This is a genomic window from Alicyclobacillus sp. CIJ1, from assembly GCF_057538885.1.
Genome location: NZ_BAAJPH010000134.1, coordinates 81,482 through 95,378 on the forward strand (window position 1 = coordinate 81,482; position 13,897 = coordinate 95,378).

The window sequence follows — 13,897 nt, forward strand, 5'->3', positions numbered from 1 at the left end:
GGCTGCTCCCGGCCATGCGGATGGCGGGCCGGCCCCGTTTTCGTTTGCCCGAGAGCGTCTCGAACCCATGGACGAAATGTGAGCCCATGTTTTATAGTGGGAACTGTGAGTGATGGGGGCTGTATCCATCCGCCACGACAACACGTGGGAAGGGAGTGGTGCATGGTGAAACTGGTACTCCTGAGCGGCGGATCGGGCAAGCGCCTGTGGCCGATGTCGAACGACGTTCGGTCCAAGCAATTTTTGCGCATTTTGCCTCGTCCCAACGGCGAAGGACTCGAGTCGATGCTCCAGCGCGTCTGGCGGCAGATTGGCCAGGCGGGCCTTGCCGCGAACGACGTGTTCGTGTGCGCGTCGAAGCCTCAGGTGGAGGTCATTCACGCGCAGATCGGCGAGATCGACGTGATTGAGGAGCCCGCGCGGCGGGACACCTTCGCGGCCATCGCCCTGTCGACGTTGTACCTCGTCGACGAACAGGGCATGGATCCCGACGAGCCCGTGGTCGTCTGCCCCGTCGACCACTTCGTGGACGATCACTACTTCCAGGAAATCCAAAACCTCGGACCGATCTTGCTCCGCGAAGGCGCCGAAATGGCGCTCATGGGGGTGTGGCCGACGGAGCCGACGAGCAAGTTTGGCTACATCGTCCCGGAGGCGCCCGCCGACGGGGACTGCTTCCGCGTGAAGCGATTCGTCGAGAAGCCGGAGCGCGCCGTGGCCGAGGAACTGATTCGCCAAGGGGCGCTGTGGAACTGCGGCGTGTTCTGCTTCCAGCCGCGAACCATCGTCCGCATCCTGCGCGATCGCGGCCTGCCGTCGACGTATGCGGAGGCGCGCCGCGGCTTCGATCAGTTTCCCAAGCGCAGCTTCGACTACGAGGTCGTGGAGAAGCTTTCCTCCATCGTGGCGCATCCGTACCGCGGCACCTGGTCCGATCTCGGCACCTGGTCGTCCCTCGCCGAGCAGATGGAGAGCGAGGCGGTTGGCCGTGCGATTCTCTCCCAGTGCGAGGACACGCACGTCGTGAACGAACTGGGGCTGCCGGTCGTGGCACTTGGCTTGAAGAGGGCCATTGTGGTGGCCACGCCGGACGGGATTCTCGCGGCGGACAAGGACATGGCCGCGGGGCTGAAGGACGTTGTGGCGCCCCTCGACAATCGGCCGATGTACGAGGAGCGCCGCTGGGGGCGCTATCGCGTGATTGACTATCAGTTGCTCGACGACGAGACCGAGGTTCTGACCAAGTGCGTGGAACTCCTGCCCGGCCGCAACCTCAGCTATCACCGGCACAAGTGGCGCGAGGAGATCTGGACCATCATCGAGGGCGAGGGCGAGATCGTCGTCGACGACCGGTGGCAGAAAGTGGCGGCGGGCGACATCGTGCGCGCGCCACAGGGGGTGTGGCACGCGATTCGCACCGAGACGGGCATGCAGTTCATCGAGGTTCAGCGCGGTCGGGGGCTCGTGGAAGAGGACATCGAGCGCAAATACCTCACCTGGGAAGAGCTCGCGGCGGTGCTGCCCGGCATTCCGCGTTAACGCTCGAGAAACTGCCGGATGGCTTCGGCGAGGTCGACCACGTCGCCAAACCGGTATTGGACGTGGGCGATCTCGCCGTTTTTCACGTACAAAAGCGCCGGCACGCTCTCGATCCTCCACGACTGCATGGCCTGGGGGGCGAGGTTGGCGTCGAGATCGTAGAGCGGAAGCCGGTTGGCGTGCGCCGCGTCGACCACCTCCAGCATGCGCCGCGCGAGTTGACACGTGCCGCAGAGCGGCGTGTGGACGAAGACGAGGGCCTCGTGGGGCAGGGCGCCGAGCGCCTCGGGTGTGTCTCCTGGAAACGGGGTGAACATGGGAATCCGTCTCCCTTCGGCATGGACTTGGCGGGGGCCCTGGACATTCGCCCGCACCATCGCGTTCTTCCCGCATTCTATGGCAATGTGCCGACCGGCACAAACCTGTCGGAGGAGGGAACGCGGATGTACGGTGTGTTTGGTGGCTACACGCGTTGGGCAGTGGTGTTTCTGATCATCTTCGTGCTCTTCTTCCTGCTCGTTCCCGCGTATACGTGCTCGACGACCACGACCTGCACGCCCGTGGCGTGAGGCCGCAAAGCGTCCGCACCGCCGCCCCCATCGCGGAGGCGGCCTTTTTCTACATACCGGTCCCGTCCGTATGGGGACGAGGCGGCCCTGCATAGACTGCGAAAAAGGGGGCGAGATCGCATCGGGGCACGCGCGCCATACCGCGCACGCTGTGGCGCCGCGACTTCCAGGGACGACCTCTGCCGATGGGGCGCGACTCGTGCTATGATGGACGTGATCCGACGAAGTCACCTTCGTGGCGCGGCGAGGGCCGCGCGCGATGACGGAAGGAAGTTGAGCGACATGCGGACGCACGCGACTTCGCGAAAAGTCATCATCGTCGAAGGCAAGACGGACAAGTCGAGGATTTTGAAGGTGCTGCGCGAAGAGGTGGACGTGGTGTGCACGCAGGGCACGCTGAGCTACGAACAGGTGGAAAACGACATCGTCCCGCTGCAGCACGACGAGGTGTATATCCTGGTGGATGCGGATGCGGCTGGGAATCGCTTGCGCAAGCAGCTGAAGCGAGAACTGCCGAACGCGATTGACCTCTACACGCGCAAATCGTACCGCGAGGTCGCCCGCACGCCGCTCGAACACTTGGCGAAGATTCTTGCGGACGCTCACTTTGAAATCGATGAGCAGTGGCTGCAGGTCCGGCCTCCCCGTCGGGAGCGGGTGCCGAAGACGGTTCACGGATGAAGGATGAATGGAGGCCGCTCGGGCGCGGAAATACGCGCCGGGCGGCCTTTTCGCATTCATTCGCCATCCTGCTTCGTGATGATCTCAGGGCCGTTGTCCGTGATGATGAGCGTGTGCTCGTATTGTGCGCTCAGGCTGCCGTCGGCGGTGCGGGCCGTCCAGCCGTCGGGATCGAGCTTTGTCTCGTACGTACCGACGTTCACCATGGGCTCTACGGTGAACGCCATACCCTTTCGGATCTTCGGCCCGCGGTGCGGTGGACCGAAATGAAGGACCTCGGGGCTCTCGTGCATCTGGCGCCCGATGCCGTGGCCGATGTAATCGCGCACGACGGAGAACCCCTGCGCCTCGACATAGGTCTGAATGGCGTGGCCGATATCGGAGATGTGGTTGCCTGGAATCGCCTGTTCAATGCCGATATAGAGCGCACGCCGCGTCACGTCGAGCAAACGGCGCGCCGTCTCGCTGACCTCGCCGACGGCGTAGCTCCAGGCCGAGTCGGCGTGAAGGCCCTTGTAAACGGCGACCATGTCGACTGTGACGATGTCGCCCTCCTGGAGGACATACTCGCCCGGGAAGCCGTGGCAGATGACGTCGTTGACCGAGGTGCAGGAGGCGAAGGGATATCCTCGGTAGCCCTTCTGCGCAGGCTCCATGCGGTGCCGGCGGATGAAGTCCTCGACAAACTGATCAATCTCGATGGTGCGAATGCCGGGCCGGATGAAGCTGCGCAGCGCCTCGTGGCAGCCGGCGACCACTTTTCCCGCTTCCCGCATGAGATGTTGTTCGTGCCGGCTCTTCAGCGTGATCAAACCTTGCATCGTATGTATCGCTCCGTTCGCGGTCGTGCCCGGGCGGGGCTCAGTGACTCACAGCCCTGTCGTGGGCGCGTAGATGTGGTCAGTCGTGATGAAGATGACGCCAATCACGACGCCAAGCACAAAATAGGCGATCATCTTCGCCCGCGACATCGGTTGCGCGCCTGGGCGTATCTTCATGAGGTAGGTGAAGGCGACGCCGACGAAGAGAATGAAAATGGCTTCGAGCACGTGATGCACGTCCGTCCGCCCTTTCCGTGGACATATCGGCATCATTGTGCCATAAACGAAGTTGAAATGCACGAGCGCGGCGAACGCTTGTTGCGGAAGGAGGCTGCGCCTTGGCCTGGGTGTGCGGCGTGGACTTAGGGGGACTGGGCTTCCTGAGCTATGTGGCTTGGCTGGACACAGAAACTCGCAAATTTGCGCTGGATCACTACATTCCTCGCTTCTCTTCTTCGCCCACCCTGCTTCCGGCAAGCCCCGACTTCATGCCTGCAGGGGCGAAAGCGTACGGCTTCGATGGCCCGCAGGGGCTTCCTCAACCTCATTCTGGCAGGACGCGGCGGTTGTGTGACGAAAAGGCCGATACGCCGACGCGCAAGATGCCCCTGACGCTCTCGCAGATGTACAAAGGGCCGTACGCTTCATTGATCAAGGTGAGCGTTCGACTGTTTTCCGAGGCCGTGTCGACCGGGCAGGCGCGGCTCCACGGGTACCATCCGTCGTCGAACGCCGCGGGCCCCACCATCTTCGAGACGTATCCCCGAAAGATTCTGAAGGATCATTTCGGACTGAGCTCGATCCCGTCGAAGCGGAAGGAGCCGCATAAGTACGTGGAAGAGGTTTGGGAGGCGTTCAAGGAGCGCGACTACCGCTGTTCCGGTGTCATTCGGCCGACGGTCGATCAGCTCGATGCCATGCTCTGCGCCGTCGCGGCGGAACACCTGCTGAAAGGTCAGTCCAAGGATCTTGGGAAAGCACCCATCTGGGATCCCGTGCAGAAGATCTTCCGAGAAGGGTATATCGTGGTGCCCGCCTAGACAGGGGCAAAAACGAGGCTGGCCCCGCCACGGCGTGCGGGCCAGCCTCTGCCTTTCACTCGAATCTCACTCGTTTCTCGGACGGCGGAAGCTCGTCGGGATGAACAGGTCGATGATGCCGATGACGAGCGACGCGAGCAGTGCACCGATGATGCTCACGTGCATGCCGTGCACAAAGATCTGTGCGACATAGATGACGATGGCACCGCTGATGAAGCCGATGATGCCGCGCCCGTACGGCGAGATCCTCCGCCCGAACAGGGCCTCCATAGCCAATCCCAACAGCGTGATGACAATCGCGGCAATGATGGCGCGCCAGAATCCGTGGATGTAAAAGCCGTGAACGATGTGGCTGACGAGCAACAGGACCAACGCAGAGACGACAAAGCGGACAATGTGACCAAGGATATGCATGACCATCCCCCCTGCTCCAGTTTACCGTACATGTCCGCGTTCGGAAAGGGGTTCCGATTCATCCACAGAATTACGGTATCTGCGATGAATCTTTTGCCGCAGCGAGATGGAAACCACCTGCGCCGTAGTACAATCGAGCCAAAGAGGTGGTGATGCGTTTGATCCTCGGAATTGGCAACGACGTGATCGAGATCCGCCGCATTCGCGCGGCGCTCGAGCGGCGAGGCGACGCGTTTTTGGAGCGCGTGCTTGCCCCCGAAGAGCGGCGCCGCGCGCGAGCCATCTCCGACGCGGCCAGGCTCGCGGAGTTTGTGGCGGGTCGGTTTGCGGCGAAGGAGGCCATCGCGAAGGCGGCTGGCTGCGGCCTTGCACGGCTCTCGATGCCGCATGTCGCCGTGTCGCTGGGCCACGCGGGCTTGCAGGTCGCCTGGGAGCCGCAATCCGCGCTCTGGGCGCAGTTCGGCCCGCCGGATGCCGCGCGCGTTCGCCTGCACCTCGCCATCACCCATGGCGCCGGCATCGCGTTCGCCGTTGCCGTCCTGGAGCAGTAGTGACCGTCGCGCGCTTGTCAGCGTTGTACATACTTCGTGGACACGGCTCATATCCATATACCAATCCTCGGGGAGGGCACTCTGTGTATCTCGTCACGAGTGATGAAATGCGGTGTTTCGATCACGACACCATCCATCGCCTCGGCGTCCCGGCCATTGTCCTGATGGATCACGCGGGCCGCGCCATCGCCGATCGCGTCCGGGAACTTCGCCCGGACAAAGTGGTGGTTCTGTGCGGCAAGGGCATGAACGGCGGCGACGGCTGGGTGGCGGCGCGATGGCTGCGCCACGCGGGCATCGAGGTCGAAGTGTTGTCCTCGTGCGATCCGGCCGCCCTTCAGGGCGACGCGCGCGCCGCGCAGCAGATGGCGGAGCGATTTGGCGTTCCGTGGCGGGTCTACGAGCCCGGGAGCATTCACCAGTCGCTCTCCGAGTTCGGCCAAGGCGGACGCCTTCGCGCCGTGCTCATCGATGCGCTGCTTGGCACCGGGGTTTCCAGGCCGGCCGAGGGCGTGATGGCGCAGATGATTGAGGAGGCCAACGCGTCCTCGGCGTACATCGTGAGCGCCGACCTTCCGTCCGGCGTCGACGCGTCCACCGGGGAGGTCCCTGGACCCGCCATCAAGGCGCACGAGACCATCGCCATGGCGGCCGAGAAGCTTGGCACGGCGGTGACGCCCGGCGCCATCTACGCCGGCCTCGTGCGCGTGGCAGACGTGGGCATCCCTGTCGATCCGGCGCGCGTCCGGGCGTCCTACGTATCGCCCGCGGCCTTTGGAAAACGGTTCGGCTTCCGCAGCCCCATGAGCCACAAGGGCACCTTTGGCCGAGTAGGCATCGCCCTCGGCCAGATGCCGGGCGCGAGCCGGCTTGCCTCGCTCGCGGCGCTTCGCGCAGGCGCGGGGCTGGTGGTCGTCGCGGGTGCCCGGGTCGACGCGTCGCTGTTCGCGCCCGATGTCGTCGTGCGAGAAGGCGGCGATCCCGCGCAGTTGCTGCAAGATGTGGACGCCGTGATCGTCGGGCCCGGGCTTGGGTTGCTCGGCCGCGAGGCGCGCACGTGGCTGTACGATCTCGTCCGGGCGGGCGTGGCGCGCGGGGTGATTGACGCGGAGGCGCTCGCAGCCGTGGCGCACGCGGGCCAGTTCGATCCGGTGGCGGGCGAATTTGTGCTGACGCCGCATCCCAAGGAGGCCGCGCGCATGCTCGGCTGGGATGCGCGCCAGGTGCAGGCTCGGCGGCTGGAGGCCGCGAAGACCATCGCCGCGCGGAGTCAGGCGGTGACGCTCCTCAAGGGGCACCGGACCGTCATCGCGCACCCGGATGGGCGGGTGCGGGTGAATCCCACGGGATCGAGCGCGCTTGCGGTAGCGGGGACGGGCGACGTGTTGGCCGGCGTCATAGGCGCCCTCATCGCGCAGGGGCTGGACGCGTTCGACGCCGCCTCTCTCGGCGCCTGGCTGCACGGTCGGGCCGGCGAGCGCGCGGGAGAAGAGCTGACGGAGGTCGCCGTCACGGCTTCGGACGTCATTGCTCGGCTGCCGGATGCGGTGCGCGCGTATCGCGCGGAGGTGGACGCCTCGGAGTGAGGATGGTGCGTGGCGGAGAAAGGCGAGGTGGCTATGCGAAAGCTAACGGCAGTCCTGTTGTCGCTCGCCCTCGCGGGGGGCGTCGTCGCTGGCTGCGGCATCCCCGGCACCACGAGTTCCGTGAGTCACAAGATCCAGTCGGAGGCGCAGGCCCTCGAGAACAAGAACTACCAGAGCGAGGCCATCATGACGGTGCAGATGGACAACAACGTCCAGAAGTACTTCGTGCGCGTCTCCTACGAGTCGAAAGACATGTACAAGATTGAGCTCGGCAACGCAGACAAACAGATCAATCAGGTCATTGTCCGCACGCCCAACGGCATGTTCATCGTCAGCCCGTCGCTCGGGAAGGTGTTTCGCTTCAACGGCAACTGGGCGCAGAACCAGGGGCAGATCTACCTCTACGATCAGCTCCTGCAGCGCATCGCATCCGACAAATCCGTCAAGGTGAGCCGGGAGAAGGACGCCTACGCGTTCGAGGTACCCGTGGTCCCCGCGAGCGACGTGGTCAGTCGAGAACAAATTGTGCTTTCCAAGGACCTGAAACCGCAGTCGGTCACGCTGCTCGACAAGAACGGCAAGGCCGCGGTCGTCATCACGTACCAGTCGTTCGAAACCGGCGTCGAGTTCCCGAAGAATGCTTTTGATCCGCAGACCATCGCGCAAGCCGGGCAGGCCGTCAAACCCACCCTCGCATCCGATCACGCCTTCGACTACATCGAACCACCGGCCATGTACGGCACGAAGCTCACCGATCTCGCACAACCCGACGAGTCCAGTATCATCATGCGCTATCAGGGAGGCGGCCATCACTACGTCCTCACGGAGTCAGCGTTGACCCCGGGCGCCGCGGGGCTCCCGAACGCCGAATTGGTCGACCTCTACGGGGTCCCGGCCATCTACGACGAGGCACCCGGCACCCGAGTCGCCAATCTGACCTGGATGCAAAACGGCATCGAGTTCGATCTCACGTCCAACGATCTCTCGCTGCCCGAACTCGAACACATTGCCATCTCCACCTTTGCCGAGGTCGGAAAGTGACGCCATTCCTCCTTCCACCGCGCCATCTCAGAGGAAGCCCGAGGCCTCTGGGTGGCGCGTTTGTGTTACACTCGGCACATGAGGTGACCCCGAATGTACCGGCCCCTGTTTGCCGTGATCGATCTCGCCCATCTTTCCCACAACATCCGGTATCTGAAGAGCAGGTTGCGCCCGGGCGCGAGCCTCATGGTGGCGGTGAAGGCGGACGCTTATGGCCACGGCGTGCGAGCGGTGGTTGAACGGCTCGTGCGCGAGGGGGTGCATCACGTGGCGGTGGCTTCCCTCGAGGAGGCGCTCGAGATCCGCGCGTTCCATCGCGACGTGAACATCCTGGTTTTGGGCGCGGTGACGCCAGACGCGTGCGCGAAGGCGGCGGAGGCTGAGATCGAGATTGCCCTGACCGATCTGAGCCCCGTTGAGGAGATCCCGCGCCTGCCGAAGCGGCTTCGAGTCCACCTGCCGCTGGACACGGGCATGAACCGGCTGGGGGTCAAGCGTACGGACGAGGCGGTGGCGCTCGCGCGGGCCATTGCGGCGCGAGAAGATCTGGAACTGGTGGGTGCGGGCACGCACCTGGCCGCCGCCGACGCGGATGATCCCGCGCACGCGGCGGGGCAGATGGAGCGCCTCGGGGCGTTTGTGCGCGCGCTCGAGGAGGCGGGACTTCGCCCGCCGCGCATCCACGCCGGGAACAGCGCGGCGCTTTTGCGCAATCCCGCATGGCACCTCGATATGGTCCGCGTGGGCATTGCCGCGTACGGCTATTCGCCGGATCCGTCGGTTCTCCCGGCGCCCTCGCTGCGCCCGGTGATGAGCCTCTACGCGGGCGTGCTGCGCGTCGCTCGCGCACAGCCTGGGGAAACCGTGGGGTACGGAGCAACCTTCACCGTGACGCGGCCCATGACCATCGCCACCGTTGCCGGCGGGTACGCCGACGGCTACCCGCGGCAGTTGTCGAATCAGGGCGAGGTGCTCATTCGCGGCGAGCTGCGGCCTGTCATCGGCCGCGTCTGCATGGATCAGCTGATGGCGGACGTGACAGGGCTCGACGTCGCGATCGGAGACATCGCGGCGCTCTTCGGCTACGATGCGCCCTCCGCCTGGCGCGCGGGGTGGTGGAGCCGCTTGCGCCCGGAAGAACGAAGGGTTCGCGTGCAGGAATCGTATCGAATGGCGTCGAATGTGGAAGAGAGGCGCGTGTTGTCGCTTCATCGACTGGCGGCGCGGGCGCAGACCATCCCGTACGAGATCTTGTGTCGCGTGCACCGGCGCGTGCCGCGCATCGTGTGCGATTGACAGGGGCGCCCGGCGCGTTTCGACGCCTTTTTTGCGCCACGAGAAACGGGCGGCTATAATGGCGGCATGGAAGCCGTCTGGGACGTCGCTGCAAACAGTGGAGGTGCCGCGCTTGTCGAGTTCGAAATTCAACGCCTGGAATCAAGCTGCGGGTCGCGAATCCGGAGACAAACGCGCGCGTGACATCGTGCGCGAGGCGCTGCGTATGTATGTATCGAGGAGAGAGCCCGGAGATCTGCGCGAGACCATGCAGCGCGGGTATCAGGAGATGGCGCCTCTCAACCTGCGCATCGCCTGTGAGGCGTTTCTGGTCGAGCAGGAGGCCGGCAACACCGTGGAGCGCTTGGTGAGCGGGGTGTGAACGATTGAATGTCAGGCGTGGGGACATCTTCTTTGCGGATCTGTCGCCTGTGGTCGGCTCGGAGCAAGGAGGATTTCGCCCCGTACTCGTGGTGCAAAATGACATCGGCAACCGCTTCAGCCCGACGGTGATTGTGGCGGCCATCACCGCGCAGATCCAGAAGGCCAAGTTGCCGACGCACGTGGAGATCAAGGCGGAGAAGTACGGTCTGGAGCGCGATTCCGTGATTCTGCTCGAGCAGCTGCGCACCATCGATAAGCAGCGCCTGACCGACAAGATCACGCATTTGGACGACGAAGCCATGAAGCTCGTCAACGAGGGGCTGTTGATCAGCCTCGGCCTGGTGGATTTCTGAAGATTCGCTTTGGAACGCGGAGTAGAAACGGAGAAGGACGGATGGGCCATCCGTCTTTTTTCATGCGCAAAAGGAGCGAGGGAATCGACATGCCGCAACCGAAACCATCCATGATCCGCAACCCGGACGCCTATCCTTCGGGGGATCAGAAGATCGAATGGGCACGGGCGCACATGCCGCTCGTGGGTGAGATTGAGCGCCGTTTCGCCGAAGAAAAGCCGTTTCTGGGCAAGCGCATCTCCATGTGCCTGCACCTGGAGGCCAAGACGGCCCGCCTTGCGCTCGCCATTCAGGCCGGGGGCGCCGAGGTGGCCATCGCCGGTTCGAATCCGCTGTCCACCCAGGATGACATCGCGGCTGCCCTGGTGCGCCGCGGCGTGCGCGTGTACGCCTGGCACGGGGCGACGCCCGAGGAGTATCGCAGCCACCTCGAGGCTGTGCTCGACTGGGAGCCCGAGGGCGTGATTGACGACGGTGCCGATCTCGCCACGATGCTGCACCGCGAGCGGCCGGAGCAGGCGGCGCGGATCCGCGGGGGATGCGAGGAGACCACCACGGGCATCCTGCGGCTTCGGGCCATGGCGCGCGAGGGTGTCCTGCGCTACCCGATGCTCGCCGTCAACGACGCCCAGTGCAAGCACCTGTTCGACAATCGGTACGGCACTGGGCAGAGCGTGTGGGACGGGTTTATGCGCACCACGAATCTGATGATTGCCGGGAAGACCGTGGTTGTGGTGGGCTACGGTTGGTGTGGCAAGGGCGTGGCCATGCGCGCGCGAGGGCTCGGCGCGCAAGTGGTGGTGTGCGAGGTGGATCCGATTCGCGCGGTGGAGGCAGTGATGGAAGGATTCCAGGTGATGCCGATTCGCGAGGCGGCCGAGGTGGGCGACATTTTCATCGCGGTCACGGGCAACAAGGCGGTCATCTCGCGGGACGCGATGGAGCGGATGAAGGATGGGGCCATCCTTGGCAACGCGGGCCACTTCGACGTCGAGGTGGACAAGGAGGCACTTTCCGATCTCGCCGTGGAAGTGCGCACCGCCCGCCCCAACGTGGACGAGTATCGATTGGCCGACGGGCGCAGGTTGTATCTCATCGCCGAAGGCAGGCTCGTCAACCTCGCGGCGGGGGACGGCCATCCCGTCGAGGTGATGGACATGACGTTCGCGCTTCAGGCGCTCGGCCTGCGCGAAGTGATGACGAAGTCGTACCCGCCTGGGCTGCACGCCATCCCGGCGCATATGGATGAAGAGGTGGCGCGTATGCGGCTTGCGACGTGGGGCGTCGAGATCGACGAGTTGACCGAGGCGCAGAAGCGGTACCTGGCGAGTTGGAACGCTTGAGCGCTGGGGCGGAGGTGGGGTGCTTGACGCGGCCATTGATTGGACTGACGGGATCGCACGAACTGAGGCAGAGCGCGGTCCCGGGTGTGCCGCTCCAGGCGGTGATGCTTGCGGACGACTACGCGCGCGGCGTGGAGCGGGCTGGCGGGCTGCCGGTGGTGTTGCCGTATCTCGCGGATGAGGCGAGCGCTATTGAACTGGGCATGCGGCTCGATGGGCTCGTGCTGACGGGCGGCAACGATGTCGATCCGAATCTGTACGGGCAGGAACCACTGCAGGGACTCGGGACGCTCGAGCCGGAGCGAGATCGGCTGGAGATGTTGCTCGTGCAGGTGATGCGGCGGGAACAGAAGCCGGTGCTTGGGATTTGCCGCGGTATGCAGATGTTGAACGTGGCGCTTGGCGGAACGCTGTATCAGGATCTGCCGCGCCAGTGGAAGGGTAAAATTCAGCACAGCCAAAAGGCCCCGCGCAACGCGTACGCGCACACGGTGAAGCTGAAGCCGGGATCGCGCGTGGCGCGGTGCTACGGCAAGACGGCGATTCGCGTCAACAGCTTTCATCATCAGGCGGTGAAAGACTTGGCGCCTTCCTTGAAACCGGTGGGTTGGGACAGCGAGGGGCTGGTGGAGGCCGTGGAGTCGGAGGGGCGCTGGCCCATCGTCGCTGTGCAGTGGCATCCGGAAAATCTGTGGCGTGAGGACGAGGGCGCCCTGGCCCTTTTTCACTGGCTCGTGGAGGCTGCCGCCTCACGGGCGGCGGACTTGGCTTCGTCCGGAATGTAGACCTCTTGAACCACCTCGATGAACGCATCCACGAAGTGCGGATCCCACTGGGTCCCGCGCCCTTCTCGAAGCACCTGAAGGGCCTTCTCGACGGGCATGCCGGCGCGGTACGGGCGGTCGGACGTCATGGCGTCAAAGGCGTCGGCCACGGCGAGGATGCGGCCAAACAGCGGAATCTCCTCGCCGGCGAGGCCGTCGGGATATCCCTTGCCGTCGTACCGCTCGTGGTGAGACCGGATGCCCGGCAGAAGCGGTTTCATGGCGTCGTCCGGCTGAATCTGCCGAATGATGTTTTCGCCGATCACAGGGTGCTGTTTGATGATGGCGAACTCTTCGTCCGTCAGCTTGCCTTCCTTCAGCAGGATCTCGTCGCGGATCCCAATCTTTCCGATGTCGTGCAAGAGCGCCGATTGCCTCAGTTCGCGCACCGTCTGCGGCGACAGGTTGACCTTGCGGCCGATGGCCTCGGCGTAGCGCGCGACGCGCTGCGAATGGCCCGCCGTGTACGGATCCCGCGCGTCCAGGGCCGCGGCCAGCGTGGCGAAATAGCTGTCGATAAGCTGGCGGTTCATCGCGTCGCGGTGCGCGAGGCCGTTCAGCATCAGGTTGAAGCCTTGGATGAGATCCGAGAACTCATCCATGTACGTGTCGTCCGCGCGCAAGGAAAAATCCCCCCGCTCCACGCGGCGCATCAGCGCCTCGAGCCTGCGGATGGGACGCTGCACGTCGCTCGCCAACAGGTATCCGCCGAATGCGGAGAACAGGGAGCCGAGCGCCAGGATGCCGCCGGCCCACGTCCAATAAGTGGACGATCCGAGTCCCGCGTTGGTCAGACGAACGGCGTTGGCCAATCCAAACAAGAGCAGGGGAAGGGCGCCAAACACGACGGCGCTCATCGCGAACTTGAACGCGAGCGGCACAACGACCTGGCCGCGCAGCAACACCGACGCGCCATACAGGTGCTCGCTCCTGCGCCGGATGGTGACGAGCGTCGGTTCAATGGAGCGCGACGTCAGGAAGAATTCGATCACGGCGTGCATGGAGGCGACAATGAGCGTGCCGAGCGAAGCGAGCCATACGTACGCCATGGGCAGGTGCAGGAGCCCGCTGTGCACGAGGATGGACGATGACACGAGCCCCGGGATGAGGAACGACAGCCAGTGAGGCCCCATGACGCGGAGCACAGCCAGCGCCGGCAAGTGCAGCGCCCGTTTATAGCCCTTCGTCAGCACGTCTTCTGTCGGATGAGCCGTGAGAAGCGCTTTCCGAATCGGGCGAATTTGCACGCGAAACGCGATGGAGTCCGCCGTGAGCATCAGCACGAGCGATCCGCCGAGGATACCGCAGATGATCCACAGGTCCGTTGGAGTCAGATGGAGGGTGGTGAAGATGAGCACACCGCCCACGCCGAGGACGGCGATGACGGAACCTGCGAAGTAGTTCAGGATGAGCCGCTTGACCAAGCGCTTGAATTCGTAGTTCGCCGTCCAGCTCATACCGCACCCCACATCCCGT

At 64.4% G+C, this 13,897-nt stretch carries 17 protein-coding genes; 12 read left to right on the forward strand and 5 right to left on the reverse strand.

The window, feature by feature from the left end; translation table 11 throughout:
• Positions 1-162 precede the first annotated feature (162 nt).
• Entirely contained in the window at positions 163-1,539 is a 1,377-nt protein-coding gene (locus AC27E8_RS12100; protein ID WP_014463343.1) for a sugar phosphate nucleotidyltransferase, read from the forward strand.
• On the opposite strand, the gene AC27E8_RS12105 is transcribed toward AC27E8_RS12100, so the two are convergent.
• Positions 1,536-1,856: a thioredoxin family protein gene (locus AC27E8_RS12105; protein ID WP_487099000.1), complete on the reverse strand. Its 321-nt coding sequence runs from the start codon at positions 1,854-1,856 to the stop codon at positions 1,536-1,538. The genes AC27E8_RS12100 and AC27E8_RS12105 overlap by 4 nt on opposite strands.
• Before the next feature lie 126 nt (positions 1,857-1,982).
• Between AC27E8_RS12105 and AC27E8_RS12110 the strand changes: the two genes are divergently transcribed.
• On the forward strand, positions 1,983-2,108 hold the full coding sequence (locus tag AC27E8_RS12110; protein WP_008336326.1) for a hypothetical protein: 126 nt from the start codon (positions 1,983-1,985) through the stop codon (positions 2,106-2,108).
• Positions 2,109-2,390: 282 nt separating this feature from the next.
• Positions 2,391-2,789, forward strand: a complete 399-nt coding sequence (locus AC27E8_RS12115; RefSeq protein WP_230088101.1) for a toprim domain-containing protein — start codon at positions 2,391-2,393, stop codon at positions 2,787-2,789.
• Between the two features lie 56 nt (positions 2,790-2,845).
• On the opposite strand, the gene map is transcribed toward AC27E8_RS12115, so the two are convergent.
• A complete protein-coding gene (gene map, locus AC27E8_RS12120; RefSeq protein WP_014463347.1) occupies positions 2,846-3,610 on the reverse strand; it encodes a type I methionyl aminopeptidase in 765 nt (254 codons plus the stop codon).
• Between the two features lie 48 nt (positions 3,611-3,658).
• On the reverse strand, positions 3,659-3,847 hold the full coding sequence (locus AC27E8_RS12125; RefSeq protein ID WP_014463348.1) for a hypothetical protein: 189 nt from the start codon (positions 3,845-3,847) through the stop codon (positions 3,659-3,661).
• A gap of 101 nt (positions 3,848-3,948) precedes the next feature.
• Here AC27E8_RS12125 and AC27E8_RS12130 point away from each other — a divergent pair, with 101 nt between their 5' ends.
• Entirely contained in the window at positions 3,949-4,650 is a 702-nt protein-coding gene (locus tag AC27E8_RS12130) for a hypothetical protein (RefSeq protein ID WP_487099001.1), read from the forward strand.
• Positions 4,651-4,716: 66 nt separating this feature from the next.
• Here the strand turns inward: AC27E8_RS12130 and AC27E8_RS12135 are convergent, their stop codons facing one another.
• Positions 4,717-5,064, reverse strand: a complete 348-nt coding sequence (locus AC27E8_RS12135; RefSeq protein ID WP_487099002.1) for a phage holin family protein — start codon at positions 5,062-5,064, stop codon at positions 4,717-4,719.
• Between the two features lie 152 nt (positions 5,065-5,216).
• Here AC27E8_RS12135 and acpS point away from each other — a divergent pair, with 152 nt between their 5' ends.
• The 8 genes from acpS (at position 5,217) to AC27E8_RS12175 (ending at position 12,382) form a co-directional block, all read left to right on the forward strand.
• Positions 5,217-5,615, forward strand: coding sequence for a holo-ACP synthase (gene acpS, locus AC27E8_RS12140; RefSeq protein ID WP_487099044.1), 399 nt, complete (start codon positions 5,217-5,219; stop codon positions 5,613-5,615).
• An 83-nt stretch (positions 5,616-5,698) separates the two neighbouring features.
• On the forward strand, positions 5,699-7,201 hold the full coding sequence (locus tag AC27E8_RS12145; protein WP_487099003.1) for an NAD(P)H-hydrate dehydratase: 1,503 nt from the start codon (positions 5,699-5,701) through the stop codon (positions 7,199-7,201).
• Between the two features lie 9 nt (positions 7,202-7,210).
• The gene (locus AC27E8_RS12150; protein ID WP_487099004.1) at positions 7,211-8,242 is read left to right on the forward strand and encodes a LolA family protein; all 1,032 of its coding nucleotides are present in this window, start codon (positions 7,211-7,213) and stop codon (positions 8,240-8,242) included.
• Between the two features lie 93 nt (positions 8,243-8,335).
• Positions 8,336-9,538, forward strand: a complete 1,203-nt coding sequence (gene alr / locus AC27E8_RS12155; RefSeq protein ID WP_487099005.1) for an alanine racemase — start codon at positions 8,336-8,338, stop codon at positions 9,536-9,538.
• 112 nt (positions 9,539-9,650) lie between these two features.
• Complete coding sequence (locus tag AC27E8_RS12160; RefSeq protein ID WP_012809791.1) at positions 9,651-9,899, forward strand: hypothetical protein; 249 nt, start codon at positions 9,651-9,653, stop codon at positions 9,897-9,899.
• 4 nt (positions 9,900-9,903) lie between these two features.
• Entirely contained in the window at positions 9,904-10,254 is a 351-nt protein-coding gene (locus AC27E8_RS12165; RefSeq protein ID WP_008336350.1) for a type II toxin-antitoxin system PemK/MazF family toxin, read from the forward strand.
• Positions 10,255-10,343: 89 nt separating this feature from the next.
• The gene (locus AC27E8_RS12170; RefSeq protein ID WP_487099006.1) at positions 10,344-11,597 is read left to right on the forward strand and encodes an adenosylhomocysteinase; all 1,254 of its coding nucleotides are present in this window, start codon (positions 10,344-10,346) and stop codon (positions 11,595-11,597) included.
• 14 nt (positions 11,598-11,611) lie between these two features.
• Positions 11,612-12,382 (forward strand): gamma-glutamyl-gamma-aminobutyrate hydrolase family protein, encoded by a 771-nt coding sequence (locus AC27E8_RS12175; protein WP_237700079.1) that lies wholly within the window; start codon positions 11,612-11,614, stop codon positions 12,380-12,382.
• Here the strand turns inward: AC27E8_RS12175 and AC27E8_RS12180 are convergent.
• Positions 12,322-13,878 carry an HD-GYP domain-containing protein gene (locus tag AC27E8_RS12180; protein WP_487099007.1) on the reverse strand — a complete coding sequence of 519 codons (1,557 nt, stop codon included), beginning with the start codon at positions 13,876-13,878 and terminating at the stop codon, positions 12,322-12,324. The genes AC27E8_RS12175 and AC27E8_RS12180 overlap by 61 nt on opposite strands.
• Positions 13,879-13,897: the final 19 nt, after the last annotated feature.

Coding starts and splice junctions, on each gene's coding strand:
- AC27E8_RS12110 (WP_008336326.1), top strand. CDS start 1,983: ATGTACGGTGTGTTTGGTGGCTACACGCGTTGGGCAGTGGTGTTTCTG.
- AC27E8_RS12170 (WP_487099006.1), top strand. CDS start 10,344: ATGCCGCAACCGAAACCATCCATGATCCGCAACCCGGACGCCTATCCT.
- alr (WP_487099005.1), top strand. CDS start 8,336: ATGTACCGGCCCCTGTTTGCCGTGATCGATCTCGCCCATCTTTCCCAC.
- AC27E8_RS12115 (WP_230088101.1), top strand. CDS start 2,391: ATGCGGACGCACGCGACTTCGCGAAAAGTCATCATCGTCGAAGGCAAG.
- AC27E8_RS12100 (WP_014463343.1), top strand. CDS start 163: ATGGTGAAACTGGTACTCCTGAGCGGCGGATCGGGCAAGCGCCTGTGG.
- AC27E8_RS12105 (WP_487099000.1), bottom strand. CDS start 1,856: ATGTTCACCCCGTTTCCAGGAGACACACCCGAGGCGCTCGGCGCCCTG.
- AC27E8_RS12135 (WP_487099002.1), bottom strand. CDS start 5,064: ATGCATATCCTTGGTCACATTGTCCGCTTTGTCGTCTCTGCGTTGGTC.
- AC27E8_RS12180 (WP_487099007.1), bottom strand. CDS start 13,878: ATGAGCTGGACGGCGAACTACGAATTCAAGCGCTTGGTCAAGCGGCTC.
- map (WP_014463347.1), bottom strand. CDS start 3,610: ATGCAAGGTTTGATCACGCTGAAGAGCCGGCACGAACAACATCTCATG.
- acpS (WP_487099044.1), top strand. CDS start 5,217: ATGCGTTTGATCCTCGGAATTGGCAACGACGTGATCGAGATCCGCCGC.